Below are 18580 nucleotides of genomic sequence, written 5' to 3'. Positions count from 1 at the left end.
CACCCAAGAGGACAGCCCCCTTGAACCCGTCAAGCCGTGTCTCACCCCAGCGCATTGCAAAAGTCATAGAAGACTACCTGGAAGCCCATCCGGGGGCCGCCGACAACCTTCAGGGCATCATCAGCTGCTGGCTGCCACCGGAGTATCGTCATGTCTCCCCGGAGGTGGCGGAACACGCCGTGGAGATGCTCTGCAAGCGGGACATTCTCAGGGCCGAGCCCCATCTCTCCGGGCAGGTGGTATTTCGCAGACCGCCTCAAGACCCGGCAGATGACGCTTCCTGATGGATCAACGGCCCTCCCGTAACCCCGCCGCACCCATCGGGCCACCGGGACAAAATTGCCCCACCCCCCTGCACGCCACCGCCACATCAATCCCAACCACATGATTTAAAAAAGCTTTACAAATCACGGCCTGAAACTTGCCCCACCCTTTTTGAAGGAGACACCGAACCCGTCCTGATCATCCCCCAACTATGGAGGGCGAGCGATGCGCCGAGGATCATCATTTCAGGCTTCCTGGTACGAGCGGTTGCTGGGCACGCTGACCACCCGCCTGGCCCGCCGTCGTCCCTGGTTTCAGTGGCCGTTCTTCATCGCCATGGCGATGATCGTGGGTCATCGAGTCAATCTCCGCCGACACAACCTCACCGACACCCAGACCGTCCCTCCCCCGGTGCCCCCCAACCAGGATTTCGATGTACGCGGGATGCGAACGGCGGACGGCAGCTACAACGACATGAGCGAGCCGTGGATGGGCATGACCGGCACCCGATTCGCCCGCAACATGCCCCCCGAAGCCGCTTTCGGCGAAGTGCCGCCCCGTCTTTACGAACCCAGTCCGCGACTGATCAGCAACGCGCTACTGGCCCGGCGCGAGTTCATTCCGGTGCCCCACCTCAACGTGCTGGCCGCCGCCTGGATTCAGTTCATGGTCCACGACTGGCTCAGCCACGGCCCCAACAACAAGAACGAACCCCCTCACGATATTCCCCTTCCCGAGGGAGATGACTGGCCGGAAGGAAAGATGACGGTACTGCGCGCCCACGCCGACACGCGACATCCCCAGGATCAGGGGCTACCCGACGCCTATACCAACGTGGAGACAAGCTGGTGGGACGCCTCCCAGATCTACGGCTCCTCCCTGGAGCGCCAGCGTCTGGTTCGCACCGACCCCACCACCGGTGCCTTTCTGGAAGATGGCAAGCTGGGCGTGCAGCCCGACGGTGCCCTGCCGATCGAAGGCAAGACCCAACATGGCAAACCGACCAAGGATCTGGAACTGGCCGGCGTCAACGGCAACTGGTGGGTCGGCCTGTCGGTCCTGCACCGCCTGTTTGTGCACGAACACAACGCCATCGTGGACCGGCTGCGCATTGATCACCCGGACGCCACCGGCGAATGGCTGTTCCAGAAGGCCCGGCTGGTCAACGCCGCCCTGCTGGCCAAGATCCACACCGTGGAATGGACACCGGCACTGATGAACTCCCCGGAAGGCCGCATGGCCATGCGGGGCAACTTCTGGGGTCTGCTGGGCGAACAGTACCATCGCGCCTTCGGACGCGTGGGCCAGGGAGAGATCCTGTCCGGAATTCCCGGCTCCCCCGCCGACCACCACGGCGCCGCCTACGCCATGACCGAGGAATTCGCCGCCGTCTACCGACTTCACTCACTGATGCCGGATGAATACTCGTTTCGCCGCCGTGAAGACGACCAGGAATTGCTTCACCTGGACCTGACGGGAGTTTCCGCCGGCGAGGTCACCCGGATCTACCGCCAAGTGGGATTTGACGACGTGGTGTATTCCCTGTGCACCAGTCATCCCGGCGCACTGGTCCTGCACAACTTCCCCAACGGGCTGCGCCGCATCGACCGCATGGGAACCAAGGGCGTGTTTCTGGACCTGGCGGCCATCGACGTGTTGCGGGACCGGGAACACGGAGTACCGCGCTATTGCGAATTCCGGCGCCATATCGAATGCCATGCCCCGCGCAACTTTCAGGAACTGACGGACAACCCCCACTGGCAACGGGAACTCCAGGAAGTCTATGCCAGCGTGGAAGACGTGGATCTGTTGGTAGGCACCCTGGCGGAGAGTCAATGCAAGGCACACGGCACGCCACCGGGCTTCGGCTTCTCCGACACCGCCTTTCGCATCTTCATCCTCATGGCCTCGCGACGGCTCAAGAGTGACCGTTTCTTCACCGATGATTTTCGCCCGGAGATCTACACGCCCGCAGGTTTCGACTGGATCAGGGACAACTCCCTGCGCACCGTCATCGCCCGCCACTGCCCCCAACTCAAGGGCCATTTTGCCGATGTACGCAACGTGTTCTTCCCCTGGGCCAGGACGGAGGATTGAGCCATGGCCCGACGCTTGAAGCTGGCAGGCCTGATCGACCTGCTCTGGGTGGAACAACCCGGGGAAATCCTGGAACTGGCTCGGGATCAGCGTCTGGACCGTGAATTCCTTTCCAGCGGTCCCTGGCTCAATCGATGGCTTGCAAGGGGCATTCGGCGACATCTGCAGTTGGACGGCCACCCTCTGCCCCCGGTGGCGCCCATCGGCGATGAGCGTCCCAATGCCACCCAGACCACCCTGGCCCGGCACCTGGAAGGACCGCCATGCTCCCAGGCCGACCTGGAGGCACTGGCAGCCTATCTTGCCCGGGGCGATGCCCCGGACGGACCCGGGGTACTGGTACAGGGAATCATCGGACGGCGGTTCAACGGCGATTACCGGGCAAACCCGCAGAGCTACCAGGATGCCTGCCTGCTGGACAGGGCGGCCCGCACCCTCAACCCCTGGCGCCAATGGCGCTGGCGGCGGAGCGGCGACGTGGATCAGGCACGTGCCCGACTGGCGGAAAAGGTGCAAAGGGACGCCACCGCACTACATGCCACCGCCATTGCGCTGCATAACCTGGTCGCGGCCCTGGAACGGATGCGTCAGCTGGTTGTGGAACACCCCCACGCCCTCGCGCGCATCACACCCGCCGCCGCGGCCTCCCGTTGTCTGGTGGCGCCGGAAACGGTGCTGCGTCAGGCCAGAACGCACGGCAACCACGGGGCAGGCTCCTTCGCCCCCGGCACCCTGGCCCTGTTTCGACTCGAAACGGCCAGAGCGCGCAGCCTGCGCCATGACATCGCCTTCCTCACCCACACCTGGAGCCACTGCCCCGCGGCGGCCTGGGTGCCCCGACTACTCTCCGAAGCCTGGCGCAAGGCGGGGGAGAGACCCGCGCAGGGAGGATGAAGGCATGAGCCCGGATCAGGACCCGATCTTCACCCCGCTGGTCTTTCGCAACCTGACACTGAAAAACCGGATTCTACGTTCCAATATCTCGGGACGCTTCGACAATGAAGACGGCTCCCTGACCCAGACCCGGATCAACTGGGAATGTCGCTTCGCCCAAGGCGGCGTGGGTGCCATCCTGTCATCCTATGTGCCGGTGGCCATGCACGGCAGAATCATCGCCGGATATGCCACCATCCACCGCAACGACTTCATTCCCCTGTGGGCCCGCCTGGGGGAAGCGGTGCATCGTCACGACTGCCGATTCATTCTCCAGCTGAGCCATTCGGGGCGACAGATGGACCTCCCCGGCATTCACAACCAGCATCGCCCCGCCCCCAGCCCCACCCACCGCAAGGAACCCCTGCACGGTTTTCTCTGCCGCGCCATGGGCGAGGGTGAGATCGAACGCCTGGTGAATGCCTTCGCCCAGGGGGCCTGGCGCGCCCGGGAGGCGGGGCTGGACGGTGTCGAACTGCACGCCGCCAACGGCTATCTCTTCACCCAGTTCCTGAGCTCGGCCATCAATGACCGCACCGACCGTTACGGCGGCTCGCTCACCAACCGGGCAAGATTCCTGCTCGAAGTGATCGAGGCGATCCGTCGGCGCGTGGGGCGCGACTTCCATCTGCAGGTCAAATTGAGCGCCATCGACCGCAATCAGGTGCTGCCCTGGGAGAAACCCGGCAATACCCTGGCCGACACGATACAGGTGGCCCGATGGTGCGAGGCCACCGGCGCGGATGCCATTCACGTGTCCACCGGGGCCATGTTCCCGCACCCGCTGAACCCACCCGGCGAACTCCCCCTGGAAACACTGGCGGTGACCTACGACGCCATGATCTCCGCCGGCGTCAACGGATTTCGCAACTACCTGCTGTTCCGCTACCCGCTGCTGCGCCCCCTGTTCCGCTGGCTGTGGCACCGCATGCAGCGGGGCCTGCCCATCGAGGGCGTGAGTCTGGACGAATGCCGGGCCATCAAACGGGCCGTGAACATCCCCGTCATCACCACCGGCGGTTACCAGAGCGCCGATTTCGTCCGCGCCGCCCTGAGCGAAGGTGCCTGCGACGGTGTCGCCATCGCCCGCTCCCTGGTGGCCAATCCCGATCTGGTGCAGCAATGGCGGGCCGGCCGGAATCTACCGGAACGCCCCTGTACCTACTGCAACAAATGCCTCACCAACGCCCCCAAGAACCCCATGGGTTGCTATGAGCAGGCACGGTATCCCAGCCGTGAGGCCATGATCGAAGACATCATGAGCATCTATCGCACCCGGGCCGAGTTGCGCATCCCCGAACCGGAGGGTCACTGACATGGCTGCGGATACCCATCTCACGGCCGTCGAAGCGGCCCGCGCACGCCGGCGCTGGTGGACCCTGCCGCTGGCCGTGATCCTCATCATCGCCCTGGTGATCGGCCTGATCATCCTGCTGGTGGGCACCGTGGCGCTGATACGCTATACCGGCGAATCCACCCCCCACTACCGCTCGGACCTGGCACACTTTCACCACGGCTCCATCGGTGCCGAACGCAGCAGCGGGATTCCCGCGCGGGTCTGGAAGACACTGCCGGCCCTGTTTCCCGACACCTTCGAAACCGCCCTGTCGCAAGGAGACGGGGCCTACGCCGCGTTCGGCTTTCTCTATGAATACGATCGGCGTGGCCGCCCGGCGGACCTGCCCATCGGCCTCTCCCAGCGTCGCGTCAACGGCGTGGATCTGGTCTGGTTCAACTGCTCGGTCTGCCACACCGGCACCTGGCGTGCCCCCGGCTCCGACACCCCGGACATCTTCGCACCGACCGGAGAAAGACACCGGGTCAGCGGCATGCCCTCCAACAACCTGGATCTGCACCGGTTCATCGGCTTTCTCGGCCACATCGCCACTGATGAACGCCTGGCACCGGATCAACTGCTACCCGTGCTGGAAGAGAACACCGGGCCACTGGGCAGGCTGGAACGACGGATTTGGCGCTGGGTGGTCCTGCCCCGGTTGCGGGAAGGACTCATCATGCAGGCCCAGCGACTGGGACCCATGATGGCCGGACAACCGGCCTGGGGTCCGGGCCGGGTCGATACCTTCAACCCCTACAAGCTCATTCAACTGCGCCAGACCTGGGCCGAACTGAGCCCCGAAGAGCGCATCGGCGCAGCCGATTTCCCCTCCATCTTTCACCAAGGCCCCCGGGAAGGCATGCATCTGCACTGGGATGGCAACAACCCCAGCCTGCGTGAACGCAACCTCTCCGCCGCAGTGGGCGCCGGACTGGATCTGGCCACCGCCACCGAGGCGGACCACCGGGCCATCCAACGCGTGGCCAACTGGCTCAAGGATCTGGCTCCTCCTCCAAGCCCCCTCCCCGGACTGATGCCCGAGCCCGTGCCCCCACAGGTACTGGAGCATGGCAAGTCACTGTACATGGAACACTGCGCCGCCTGTCACGGCCATCAGGGCGACCGGGGTTATGTGTTTGAAGGAGACCGTCTCGGCCAGGTGGAGCCCATTGAGACGATAGGGACCGATCGTGCCCGCCTGGACTCCTACACGGAATCCTTCCGGCAGGCCCAGCGGGAATACCTGGGCTTCAGGGCGTTCGTGAAAACCCAGGGATATGCCAACCATCCCCTGGATGGCCTCTGGCTGCGCGGACCGTTTCTGCATAACGGTTCGGTTCCCACCCTGTATCACCTGCTACTGCCCCCGGAACAACGACCCACCACGTTCCTGCGGGGAAGCGACATCCTGGACCCGGAACGGGTGGGATTCGTCTCCCCGCCCTGTGATCCGGAAGAGCCGGTTCCGACGGGATTTTTCTGCTTCGATACACGCCTGCCGGGTAACGGCAATGGCGGTCATGACTACGCCACCGCCAGTCTCACCGCCGCCCAGCGGTCAGCGGTGCTGGCCTACCTGAGAACCTTCTGACGCGGAGGGCTGCAATCATGGATCACACCTTGAATCTGGGCTGGACCCGGGGACAGGCCCGCACCCTGGAAAAGCGCTACCGTCAGGTACTGGGCATCAACCTGCTCCTACTGGTCCTGGTCGGCCTATGGGCAATCCTGTCCCCCACCACTCTGGCACGGGCCGCCGGCCTGCCACTGGAAGAGACGATGCACATGTTCCGTGCCTGGGGCGGCATGCTGCTGCTGGCGGTGATGCTCTACCTGCCCGGCTGGCTATCCCCCCTGAAAACCCGATGGCCCAACATGGTGGGGATACTGGGACGATTCGGCATGGGGACGCTGTTTCTTCTCATGGCACTGTTCGGCGGCGCCGCCCTGCGTGGGCTGCTATGGTTTGCGCTATTCGACCTGATCTTCGCCGCGGCCCTGGCGATCCTCTATTTCCGCCTTGCCGAAGCGGAACTGATGTCTCGACCATAGAGATCCCGGATCACACCGAGGCAGGGCATCGTCCGTGATGCCCCATTACGGCAGGTACGATGTTGGGCAGCCGCCATCCTTGCGAATCATGGGCGTTTCGCAGGACATTGACCCGATTTACCGAGGGCCGGTGAACGGCGGCGGTCCGCGGCGCCGGATCTTCTCCACATACATGGCCTTGTCCGCTCGATGCAGCAAGGCCTCGATGTCCTCGTCCGAGTCCCAGATCACCACACCGATACTGGGTCCCCTGTAGTCGATGACCGCCCCCTCCAAGTCGAATGTTCCCATGAGGGCAAGACCGATACGGTCCGCAAATTGCCTTGCTTGCTGTTGGGACACCGCATCCTCACCCGAACCCGGCGTCACCGCCAGAACGACGAACTCATCACCTCCATAGCGGGCGGCAAAGTCACCCTCCCGCAAGGCCGCGCTCAGACGCCGGCCGAACTGCACCAGAAAATAATCACCGCTACGATGCCCGAAACGATCGTTGATCTGCTTGAAACCGTCCAGATCGATGAACAGCACCACCACCGACTCCCCCAGCCGGGCAGCCTGCGACACCAGGCGCTGGACCGTCTCGAACAGATAACGGCGATTGGGCAGCCCCGTCAGGGGATCATTCAGCGCAAAACGAGTCAGCTCACGATTGGCGGCCTGGAGCTGTTCGTAATCCCTGAGCCGGATCGCCAGCAGGGAAAGATAGTTGGATACGGCAATCAGCAACAGACCATCCCCCCCGGTCGGAGCCACCGGCTCATCCGCCAGGATCAGGATGCCGCCCTCCAGATCCTTATGGGTGGCCGCGGTGAGCACACCCACCGCTCCCCTGCCGCCAAGACCCAGCCTGGCCCGCAACTCGGCAGTGACCTCCACTTGCTCGGCCCCCTGCAGCAAGGGGGGATTGTCTCTGGAGTGCATGTATTGCACCGAATCGCCCAACTGCTCCAGCACCACCCTGATAAGCTGCTCGTAATCGCCCGGTTGCTGCCCCTCGTCCACCACGGGGCGGCCGGCCTGCATGCGAAAACAAACGACATGCCGCCAGACCGGGACGGCCTCCAGACGCCGGGCCACCTGCTTCAGGGTCTGATGAAGATCGCGGGCCTCAAGACACAGATTGCCGATCTCCGAGGCGATGGCCATCTTGTGCACCAGCGCCTCGGCCCGCTCCGCCCGATGGTAAGCGGTATCAAGATTGATCTCTCGCAGCAACTGTGCGGAGATGACTTCGGCAAACATGCCGACGATGGCCATGGCCTCGGGCGTCACATCCACCGGCTGACAACTGGCACCACAGAGGGTGCCCTGAACCGTACCGTCGGCACCACGGATGGGGAACGTGAGGTAAGTCTTCACGCCCAGGGCATTACCGGCCTGTGAATCCGGCCAGCGTTCATCCACATCATTGACCAACAGGCGCTCATCAGCCAAGGCACGGCTGCAGAGGGTGTCTTCCCAGGGAGCCGACATACCTGCAAGGATCTGCAACTGGTCGGTGTTATGGGAGAACAGGACCGTCTGAGTGCCCCTGGAAATCCGGGTGAGGAACACCGACTCCAGACCCGTGACCCGCTGGAGGATCCCCAGCAGAGGTTGGATGGTCGCCGCCACGCCTGGTGCCGTGGCGGCCCCGGCGGCAAACTGTTGGATCTCTTGCAGCCACATTCCGCAATTATAGGTCGTTATCCGTCAGCAGATCGAGGGAGGGGTATGGGCGCTATGGAAAGGATTTGATCCTGCAAATGGAGGTTCTGCGCGGGACCCAGTTCGAACCCGTGTACCACCGAACCCGCTTATGTCAAAAACGCCCGGACCAAGCCCGTAACGATCACGCCCAGGGCAGCGAACAAAACCATCACCGCCAGATCCACCGAGGCTGCAGCCAACCCTATGGCGGCCAGCATGAGCAGAGCGCCCTGAACCACTAATTTCACGAATCACCCCGCTCCGGAAGCAAGTAGTAGTAAGGATAACCACCGACATGGGCGAGGTCACCTGCGGGGAGCGCATGATGTCGGCGAGGCGGCTCATCCAGCCGAACGGTTTATCCCAACATATCATGGGTTTTCAGGACTCCGGTCGCCTGACCCAGGCGCTCCAGCGCGGCGGTCACCTCGCTGGCGTCGATCTGCACTTCGATCACTTGCTATACTCGTGTTGGACTTGGCGAGCGCATCGAACCGTCGTGCTCATACCACGAAACGTTGCGGACGTTGCGGCAGGGGTGCCGTCAGGTCATTTCATTTCCTTCGGCTATACACCTGTGACGACTTGGCCGGGCATGGGGCCGTTGTGCTCATACCATGGATCCGTTTCGGACGTGGGCCCTTGGGCGGCCAAGTCACTCCTGTTTTTTCCTGCCAATATAAAGTCGTTTCCAACGCCAGCAGCATCCGGCGCTTCTTGAGTGCGCTAAACACAGTGACAGGCAGGGGGTGTGAGTAGTTACCCGAAAAAATAACCCCCTTCGTAGAAATATCCCCACGAGCGTGGGGAAGACATCGACGCCGGTCAGTTCCGCCACCCCCATCTGGAAACACCCCCACGGGCGTGGGGAAGACCACCTTCAAAAGGGCGCCTAATCCTCGGTGAGGGAAACACCCCCACGGACGTGGGGAAGACCCCCGGACGGCAGCCTCAAATTCATGGCCCGAGGAAACACCCCCACGGATGTGGGGAAGACGTCTCGTTGACCGAGAGGCCGGCCCGGGCCAGGGAAACACCCCCACGGGCGTGGGGAAGACCGAAACCCTGACCGGAGACCTGTCCGAGGTGAAGAAACACCCCCACGGGCGTGGGGAAGACGGGGCGCGGCTTGGCTCGTCTGGTCACAAGTCAGAAACACCCCCACGGGCGTGGGGAAGACTACCGGGAGAACATGCCCCAGCTCAAGGCCGCGGAAACACCCCCACGGGCGTGGGGAAGACCTGCCATCGGGCTTTCATGCGCTCGATAGACGAGAAACACCCCCACGGGCGTGGGGAAGACGCCTTCCATCGCCGCTTTAGAGGCATGTCGTCGGAAACACCCCCACGGGCGTGGGGAAGACTTCCGCGCCCGGGTAGCCCATTGCCGCGACCTGGAAACACCCCCACGGGCGTGGGGAAGACACCGGACCGTGCCCTACCAGCTCACCCAGGGCGGAAACACCCCCACGGGCGTGGGGAAGACGGCCGCAAGCCCGTTCTGCCGTCGTCGGAGCAGGAAACACCCCCACGGGCGTGGGGAAGACCCCGTCGCCCTGCTTCTGTCGAACCCGGCAGCGGAAACACCCCCACGGGCGTGGGGAAGACGACCCCTCATTGCCGTCTGCACCTTCGCGCTGGGAAACACCCCCACGGGCGTGGGGAAGACTCACTGGTCCGCTTCCCGCGCCTGACTCAGATAGAAACACCCCCACGGGCGTGGGGAAGACCGTGTGATGAACCGGCTGGGCCGGGGCTACTCGGAAACACCCCCACGGGCGTGGGGAAGACCACCCGCTAGGGGCTTGACCTATCTCTGCGGGGGAAACACCCCCACGGGCGTGGGGAAGACCACCCGCTAGGGGCTTGACCTATCTCTGCGGGGGAAACACCCCCACGGGCGTGGGGAAGACCTGCTCGGCCTCAGCCTTCTCCCGCGCCTTGCGGAAACACCCCCACGGGCGTGGGGAAGACCTCTCCTTATGCCGCTTCGGCGGCGAGTTGGTGGAAACACCCCCACGGGCGTGGGGAAGACTCCAGGTCGTAATCCCCATCGACGAGGAAGAAAGAAACACCCCCACGGGCGTGGGGAAGACGCTGGGCTGGCCGCTCTCAATGCCGGGGCGTCGGAAACACCCCCACGGGCGTGGGGAAGACTCGCCAGCCGGATCTTCAACACGCCGCTACTCAGAAACACCCCCACGGGCGTGGGGAAGACGTCAATACCAGTCCGACAACAGCACCGACAGGGGAAACACCCCCACGGGCGTGGGGAAGACGCTACACCCCGAGAGCCAGCGACGAGCCGCTGGGAAACACCCCCACGGGCGTGGGGAAGACCACCCCCGGAGAGCCTCCCAGACCCATCTGGTAGAAACACCCCCACGGGCGTGGGGAAGACACACCCACGGTCGGCCCGGTTGACCTCGCGTGAGAAACACCCCCACGGGCGTGGGGAAGACCGTCCTGGCTCACCGCACGCGCATGAACGCGGAGAAACACCCCCACGGGCGTGGGGAAGACGGGCTGGCCGTGGACAGCCAGGACGAGACGCTGGAAACACCCCCACGGGCGTGGGGAAGACGGCCAATCGTTTTCTTTGATTGGTGGGGTAATCGAAACACCCCCACGGGCGTGGGGAAGACGGTCTAGTTCTCCTGCAAGAGAATAGGGCTGGGGAAACACCCCCACGGGCGTGGGGAAGACCGACGGCCCAGGTCCGTGCTGTGCCGGTCCCCAGAAACACCCCCACGGGCGTGGGGAAGACAGACTTCAGGGTACACCCCCAGGCCCAGCGTGGGAAACACCCCCACGGGCGTGGGGAAGACCCGAGACCGGCATCATCCTGCCCGGCCAGCTCAGAAACACCCCCACGGGCGTGGGGAAGACTGGTCATCGTCCAGCACCCGGCGCTGAAGGTTAGAAACACCCCCACGGGCGTGGGGAAGACTCGCCGGGGCGGATGTGCAACTCTCCGGACTCGGAAACACCCCCACGGGCGTGGGGAAGACATGCCGGGCATGAGAATCTCAAATCCTTTGCCGGAAACACCCCCACGGGCGTGGGGAAGACGCAAGGCAAGGGCTGTAATCAGCCGGTGATGGAGAAACACCCCCACGGGCGTGGGGAAGACCTCAAGGGCCTCAGACCCGCCAACTTCAGGGAGGAAACACCCCCACGGGCGTGGGGAAGACCAAGCGGTCAGCGAGGCCATCCAGGCCGCCGAGGAAACACCCCCACGGGCGTGGGGAAGACGTGATGCCCGTCACGCCGCCAACGGCCAGGCGGGAAACACCCCCACGGGCGTGGGGAAGACGTACTTCTCCGGGGGTGAGCCCACTAGGCCGCAGAAACACCCCCACGGGCGTGGGGAAGACCTGGCGGCCTACCACGGGCAGCGGGTGCAGGTGGAAACACCCCCACGGGCGTGGGGAAGACACGGAGACGGGGTACTTGTAAGTCCGGGTCTGAGAAACACCCCCACGGGCGTGGGGAAGACCTTCGAAAAATCAGGCCAGGCGGGGCGCGACCAGAAACACCCCCACGGGCGTGGGGAAGACTTTTCGGTGAGCGTGAGCTGCTGCAGGCGGGCGGAAACACCCCCACGGGCGTGGGGAAGACCGCTGATCGGTGGCGCTGCCGTCCCGCTCCGGGGAAACACCCCCACGGGCGTGGGGAAGACGTGCCATGACGGCGGGTGCGGCTGTGGCGGTGGGAAACACCCCCACGGGCGTGGGGAAGACGTGGCAGGGGCAGTAGCGGCAGGGGCAGTCCCAGAAACACCCCCACGGGCGTGGGGAAGACACGACCACATCACGCTTACGACCGCCACCACCAGAAACACCCCCACGGGCGTGGGGAAGACGCACGATCAGCAGCTTCTCCATCGCCAGCCTTGGAAACACCCCCACGGGCGTGGGGAAGACATCTCCTCGGACGCAGCAGATTGCCGACTCATAGAAACACCCCCACGGGCGTGGGGAAGACACCTCCTCAAGGAAGCCGTGGCAGACGGTCACAGAAACACCCCCACGGGCGTGGGGAAGACGCCCTGCTCACCGGCACGGTGCTGCATCACATGGAAACACCCCCACGGGCGTGGGGAAGACTGCAGACTGCGTGGATGGCCGCCCACGGACTGAGAAACACCCCCACGGGCGTGGGGAAGACGCTTGGTCGGCGGCCACGGATGAAGAGAGGATAGAAACACCCCCACGGGCGTGGGGAAGACCGCGTCAGCCTGGTCGAATGGTGGGCGCGTGTAGAAACACCCCCACGGGCGTGGGGAAGACAAAACTCAGCCTCAACATGCGCCCTGGCCGAGAGAAACACCCCCACGGGCGTGGGGAAGACCCGGGTCATTCAGGTCGATGTAGTAAGTCGTCAGAAACACCCCCACGGGCGTGGGGAAGACGGCTTTTGGTGCTAACGAACCGGATGCCTGGAAGAAACACCCCCACGGGCGTGGGGAAGACGGTCGAGGGCGGCAGACATCAGTTCGCGAAGAGGAAACACCCCCACGGGCGTGGGGAAGACGATCGCATCGGCGAGTGGCTGTACGGCGCGCTGGAAACACCCCCACGGGCGTGGGGAAGACCCAGCGAAGCCTTTTGAGGCCAATGCGCTAGCAGAAACACCCCCACGGGCGTGGGGAAGACTCAAGCTCATGCCCGAGTCCTTCAGGCGAGCGAGAAACACCCCCACGGGCGTGGGGAAGACTCCGCACCCTCACCGGTCAATGACAGGATCTTGGAAACACCCCCACGGGCGTGGGGAAGACTCCCTGATGGTTTTCGAGTCCTGGGCGCCGCGGGAAACACCCCCACGGGCGTGGGGAAGACTGGGCAGTACGCGGCCGCCTGCCGTGCGCCCCGGAAACACCCCCACGGGCGTGGGGAAGACCGCATGTGTGGCGATCCTTTCACGCCCAAATGGGAAACACCCCCACGGGCGTGGGGAAGACCGAGCATGACCGCCATCCTGATCCTCACCCACAGAAACACCCCCACGGGCGTGGGGAAGACGTGACGATCACATATCCCGCCGTGGATCGTCCGGAAACACCCCCACGGGCGTGGGGAAGACGATGTACTGAATCAGTCGGTGGGTCATCTGCCGGAAACACCCCCACGGGCGTGGGGAAGACCCAGTTATGCTGCGGTCACAAACTTGTCGCAGGGAAACACCCCCACGGGCGTGGGGAAGACCCAGCGTGTGCGGCCAACTTGATGGCAGATGAAGAAACACCCCCACGGGCGTGGGGAAGACCTCATTGGCCTCGCTGCTTCGGAAGGCGCCGAAGAAACACCCCCACGGGCGTGGGGAAGACGCTGCCATGGCCACCTCCAGGCCGGCGGCGGGAGAAACACCCCCACGGGCGTGGGGAAGACGCTTGGCGCGTACACTTTAATCCCGACGCGTCGGAAACACCCCCACGGGCGTGGGGAAGACAGCGTGCGATCCCCCGGGAAATGCCCGGCGTCGGAAACACCCCCACGGGCGTGGGGAAGACTGATCGACGAGCGCCGCAATGGGCGGTTCGTCAGAAACACCCCCACGGGCGTGGGGAAGACCGGCTGGGTGGCATCTTTGACGCCGGACGTGAGGAAACACCCCCACGGGCGTGGGGAAGACACTTGGGAAGCGGGGTTGCCTGTTACTGCATTGGAAACACCCCCACGGGCGTGGGGAAGACCACGGCGGGATATGTGATCGTCACCGGGCGCGAGAAACACCCCCACGGGCGTGGGGAAGACCATCGCCGGACTGGCGGTGAAAATCGCGGGCGAGAAACACCCCCACGGGCGTGGGGAAGACTCAACCCGAACACTGGCGTGCCGTACTTCGTCAGAAACACCCCCACGGGCGTGGGGAAGACGAACCACTACAGGCACCATGTGCCTCTCATACGGAAACACCCCCACGGGCGTGGGGAAGACGGCATCCAATACCCTGACCCATTAACTGGAAAAGAAACACCCCCACGGGCGTGGGGAAGACGATCACCGTGCAGACACGACCGTCGGACGCGGAGAAACACCCCCACGGGCGTGGGGAAGACGTCTCAATGCGCACCTCTGGAGACAAGCCCGCAGAAACACCCCCACGGGCGTGGGGAAGACGGTATTAGGCTGCACGGGCCTCACACGATCCAGGAAACACCCCCACGGGCGTGGGGAAGACGATGGTGACGTTGGTGAGGATCTGGCCGGTGTAGAAACACCCCCACGGGCGTGGGGAAGACCCTCTAGCTATATAGCACCCGGAAGCAGGTGAAGAAACACCCCCACGGGCGTGGGGAAGACAGCATCAGGCCCGCAAGCGAGGGGCGCTACTGGGAAACACCCCCACGGGCGTGGGGAAGACCAGTTCATTTCCCGGATCGCGTCCTGGATGAAAGAAACACCCCCACGGGCGTGGGGAAGACCCCTGGCCCAGCGGTTGCCCCCGGCACCGATGGGAAACACCCCCACGGGCGTGGGGAAGACGCTTCCAGGGGCAGGTAGCGCAGGGCCACAATGGAAACACCCCCACGGGCGTGGGGAAGACACAGAGCTTCCCCCCACTCTCTCGGTGATGATGGAAACACCCCCACGGGCGTGGGGAAGACGAGCGGCGCAGGCCGCAGCGGATGAATACGGTAGAAACACCCCCACGGGCGTGGGGAAGACACGTACCCTGACCACTGGAATGATATCGCCGGGGAAACACCCCCACGGGCGTGGGGAAGACGAGCGGCGCAGGCCGCAGCGGATGAATACGGTAGAAACACCCCCACGGGCGTGGGGAAGACCCCTCGACCACACCCGCACCTACAACGCCGCCAGAAACACCCCCACGGGCGTGGGGAAGACTGACGGCCCAGCAGGTGAGCGTGCAGCTTCATGGAAACACCCCCACGGGCGTGGGGAAGACTCATCCTGGAAGAAAAGACCGTCACCCACCCCAGAAACACCCCCACGGGCGTGGGGAAGACTCTTCCCAGCTGTCCTCATCTGCGGTGTAGTCGGAAACACCCCCACGGGCGTGGGGAAGACTGCATGAAGATGGTTCCATCTGACACGCTGATGGAAACACCCCCACGGGCGTGGGGAAGACGCGGCGATCGGACCAGAGGGCGGCCTGCATCAGGAAACACCCCCACGGGCGTGGGGAAGACAGCAACAAATTGTTAAAGAGCGTACATGAACACACAATATGTGCCAATCAACTCGATACAAGGGTTTCGATCACCAGCTGTAAACCCGAGATGTTTGTCATCGGCTTTCGGGGCGGGCCGATGATTCTGATCTCGTAGCCGGGAGGCTGTGGCAGGGAGCGGAACATCATCAACCCTGACTCGGGTGGGCAATGCTTGTAAAGGTACTCGATAACCGTGGAAGCCACCGAGTCCTTGACTCCAGAGACGAAAACATTGGGCCTTGGTTCGATAAACCAAAGCTTCATCCGTCCCCGCACGGCGGGCGGCAGGTCATTTGCGACGACGACGAGCATTGCCTCCTCCGAACGTATCCTGGATGTCTTCTCCAATCCTGGCCAACAAATCCATCTCGATCACCCGCTGACGGAATGCGGCCGAAACCTTGTGCTTGTCGTAGCGACCGGCCAGATCACGGGTGAGCGAAAAAGCCAGGTCGATACACAGTGACTCCTTGTAGAGATCGGCCAGATCGTAAATGAATGGCAGCGGACTGCCGGAATGGATGAAACCGATATGCGGCGAGTAGCCCATGCTGTGTACCGCCGAGCAAAGGATGCCGTACAGAGCCGCATTGGTGGCGGTCAAGATCTGGTTGGTCACATCGCCCAGTTCGAATTTTCCCGGCGTGAATTGGCGCCCCTTCCAGCCGACCTGATACTCCTCAGCCTTCTGTTGGTACAGAGCACGTACCCGATAGCCCTCCATGCCCATCATTTCCTTCAGGGTCTTGCCCTGCAACTCGGCCTCTGGAAAACGCCGGGCAAACATTCTCCGGGCCACTTCCAGCGATTTTTGTGTATCCGAGGCCAGTTCGATCTGCTGCTTCAGATTCCGGGTATCGGCCGTCGGTAGAAACCCTGCCGCATAGAACAGCAGGCTATCCTCCCCCACCCAGCAGATCGAGCAATTGGCTGATACCGCAGTCTTGACCGCATCATGGGTGACCGTGGTACCCGGCCCCAGTAGCAACGCATTGAGGGTCGCCACTGGCAGGGGCACCACGTTTTTGTCGGCATCGATCCACTTGATGCTGCTGTCGTCGATCTCCAGACGGCCGCGTTCCAGATACAAGAATGGGTACTTATCCTTCACTTGGGGCAGGGAGTCGCGGGTGACCTTAACGAACAGACGTTGCCCGGCAGTCATCTCATTCCTCCCACTTCTGCACGGTCACCTGACGATCCCGGTATTTCTTGTGCGGGCCGAATTGCAAAGGCACATCGTTGAGGGTCAGCACCTCACCTTCGTGCTCGCCCTGAAGCACCCGAAACGCGAAGACGCGTTTCTTCTCGGCCGCCAGTGCCGCGCCAGCCTTTGCAGCCAGTTCTGCCTCTGCGTAGCACCCCTGGTAAACGAACTCGGTAGGCACGCAGTTCTTACGGCCCAGATACAAGTCCCAGACTGGATTGATCAGCGCTTCGGTTACCGCCTCGACCTGCCCGACCGGCGCCTGCAGGATCACGGCATAGGCCATGTCCTGCAGGTAGTAGCGATAGGTCATCTTGGTACCGCCACCGACAGCCTTTTTGCCTTCACTGGTCTTCGGGATCAGCAGGGTCTGCCAAGGATCCTGATCATCGTAACCGCTGCCAACCATGTGGAAGTCGCGCAGTAGCGGCTGACGCGGGAGCGGCATACCGTGACGATCCTGCGGTACATAACCCACCAACTGCATGTCCAGATCGGCCCATTCAGCCAGCCAGTCGCATTCCTCGCCGCCGGCACCACGGGCGCAGCACAGCAGCCCCATCACACCGGACTTGGTAGGAAAGTCGAGACTATCGCGCCGGCCAAAGCGGGAGTCATGTCCCCAAGACTGCAGTGGCGCCTCCAGCCATAGCAACAGATAGGATTCGCTCATCGCGCACCTCACTGCACATGGCTTTGCAGCTTGGCGATCAGCGCATCAATACTGAACGATTTGTCCTCACCCCAGTCGTAACTCCCCAGCTTGCCAAACAGCGAACCAAAGAGTTTTTCCTTTGTATCCAGATACTTTTTCAGCTCCTCTATACTTGGCTGCAGATACCCGCCGTCACGGCCTTTCTGTACTGGCTTCTCAAAAGGCACCTGCAGACGCTGGCCCTTGCGTACCAGCACACGGGCAAACTCCCAAGGACTGGCACCGGATTGGGTGGTCTGCCGGGCATTGGGCACGGCGACAAACAGCGCCTGAGAGAAGGCAGCGATTGCCTTCTTCAAATTTTCTTCGCCAAGGGTTTGCGCCAGTTGGCCAAGATCAAGGCTGACATAACGGTAGTAAGTCGCCGAATTGAACTCCAGGCTACCCATGTGTGCCGACCCCGGTTCGATCTGCAGGTCGTCCAGCGCCGTAAAAAACTCCACCTCGTTACTGACCCGATGGGTGGAGATGGCATGAGCGAATGACGCTGCTGCCTCGACGTTCATGTCAGCGGCCTTGGCGACCATGCGGCCGAACAGAGCGATGTCAACCGCATTCACCACCTCATCGGGCTTACCAATGAGTTTGGCTAGCTCTGCAGCCTGCTTCTTCTGCTCCTTTGCAGTAATTACACCCTCAGAAGAAAAACCATTCTCGTGAAACGCACCGGCAATGATTTCAACTTCTCGGGGGCTCAGGAACAACAGGGTGTCATTGTCGTCGTCAGTGGCGGCTACTTCCTCAACCTCTTGCTCCTTCTTCTTGCCTTTAGCCTTTTTTTCCTCCTTGATAAAGATCTTCTCGATCACTTGACCACATGCATTGGCCTGTTCATCTGAAGCACCAAGTTCTTTGCACTTCCGAGCAATCAGCAAGCCAATGAGCTTGGTACGGGTTCCCATCGGCAAGCCTAGCTCTTTCATGGCCAGGCGCACTTGACGCTTCCAGCACTGCGAACTGACTCTGGCGCGGGTTACGCCGCCGACCAAGGCGGTTTTCGGTGCACCAACATCATCGCGGTTCAGACAGGTCACCGGGAATGACTGCAGGATGTGATACTCAATGCGGGTGTTGGTATAGGCGTTGTTCATGATGAAAATCCT

Annotated in this window: 12 protein-coding genes and 1 CRISPR repeat array; of the genes, 6 read left to right on the top strand and 6 right to left on the bottom strand. The window is 63.0% G+C overall.

All coding sequences use genetic code 11. The features are described 5' to 3' along the window. Positions 1-20: 20 nt before the first annotated feature. The 6 genes from LQD11_RS00960 to LQD11_RS00935 all read left to right on the top strand — a co-directional run bounded on the left by LQD11_RS00960 (position 21) and on the right by LQD11_RS00935 (position 6682). Positions 21-284 carry a hypothetical protein gene (locus LQD11_RS00960; protein ID WP_238615847.1) on the top strand — a complete coding sequence of 88 codons (264 nt, stop codon included), beginning with the start codon at positions 21-23 and terminating at the stop codon, positions 282-284. A 205-nt stretch (positions 285-489) separates the two neighbouring features. Further along, positions 490-2361, top strand: coding sequence for a peroxidase family protein (locus LQD11_RS00955; protein WP_238615846.1), 1872 nt, complete (start codon positions 490-492; stop codon positions 2359-2361). Between the two features lie 3 nt (positions 2362-2364). Then, complete coding sequence (locus tag LQD11_RS00950; protein WP_238615845.1) at positions 2365-3255, top strand: hypothetical protein; 891 nt, start codon at positions 2365-2367, stop codon at positions 3253-3255. 4 nt (positions 3256-3259) lie between these two features. After that, positions 3260-4609, top strand: coding sequence for an NADH:flavin oxidoreductase (locus tag LQD11_RS00945; protein ID WP_238615844.1), 1350 nt, complete (start codon positions 3260-3262; stop codon positions 4607-4609). Between the two features lies 1 nt (position 4610). Continuing rightward, the gene (locus LQD11_RS00940) at positions 4611-6221 is read left to right on the top strand and encodes a c-type cytochrome (RefSeq protein WP_238615843.1); all 1611 of its coding nucleotides are present in this window, start codon (positions 4611-4613) and stop codon (positions 6219-6221) included. Positions 6222-6238: 17 nt separating this feature from the next. Beyond that, positions 6239-6682: a hypothetical protein gene (locus LQD11_RS00935; protein ID WP_238615842.1), complete on the top strand. Its 444-nt coding sequence runs from the start codon at positions 6239-6241 to the stop codon at positions 6680-6682. 117 nt (positions 6683-6799) lie between these two features. Here LQD11_RS00935 and LQD11_RS00930 read toward each other — a convergent pair whose 3' ends face one another. From LQD11_RS00930 to cas7e, 6 genes are all read right to left on the bottom strand, one after another. Further along, positions 6800-8353 (bottom strand): sensor domain-containing diguanylate cyclase, encoded by a 1554-nt coding sequence (locus LQD11_RS00930; RefSeq protein ID WP_238615841.1) that lies wholly within the window; start codon positions 8351-8353, stop codon positions 6800-6802. Positions 8354-8481: 128 nt separating this feature from the next. Further along, positions 8482-8622: a hypothetical protein gene (locus LQD11_RS00925; protein WP_238615840.1), complete on the bottom strand. Its 141-nt coding sequence runs from the start codon at positions 8620-8622 to the stop codon at positions 8482-8484. 538 nt (positions 8623-9160) lie between these two features. Continuing rightward, positions 9161-15532: a CRISPR direct-repeat array (repeat unit 28 nt; unit sequence GAAACACCCCCACGGGCGTGGGGAAGAC). A 47-nt stretch (positions 15533-15579) separates the two neighbouring features. Beyond that, positions 15580-15867 (bottom strand): type I-E CRISPR-associated endoribonuclease Cas2e, encoded by a 288-nt coding sequence (cas2e, locus tag LQD11_RS00920; protein ID WP_238615839.1) that lies wholly within the window; start codon positions 15865-15867, stop codon positions 15580-15582. Continuing rightward, the gene (gene cas1e, locus LQD11_RS00915; RefSeq protein WP_238615838.1) at positions 15845-16720 is read right to left on the bottom strand and encodes a type I-E CRISPR-associated endonuclease Cas1e; all 876 of its coding nucleotides are present in this window, start codon (positions 16718-16720) and stop codon (positions 15845-15847) included. Before cas1e ends, cas2e begins: the two co-directional genes overlap by 23 nt. Before the next feature lies 1 nt (position 16721). Beyond that, positions 16722-17435, bottom strand: coding sequence for a type I-E CRISPR-associated protein Cas5/CasD (cas5e, locus tag LQD11_RS00910; protein ID WP_238615837.1), 714 nt, complete (start codon positions 17433-17435; stop codon positions 16722-16724). Between the two features lie 8 nt (positions 17436-17443). After that, positions 17444-18568, bottom strand: coding sequence for a type I-E CRISPR-associated protein Cas7/Cse4/CasC (gene cas7e, locus LQD11_RS00905; RefSeq protein ID WP_238615836.1), 1125 nt, complete (start codon positions 18566-18568; stop codon positions 17444-17446). Between the last annotated feature and the right edge of the window lie 12 nt (positions 18569-18580).

The sequence above is a fragment of the Ectothiorhodospira shaposhnikovii genome, assembly GCF_022227765.1.
In the GTDB taxonomy this organism is placed as follows: domain Bacteria; phylum Pseudomonadota; class Gammaproteobacteria; order Ectothiorhodospirales; family Ectothiorhodospiraceae; genus Ectothiorhodospira.
This window is presented reverse-complemented; position numbering and strand designations above follow the sequence as displayed.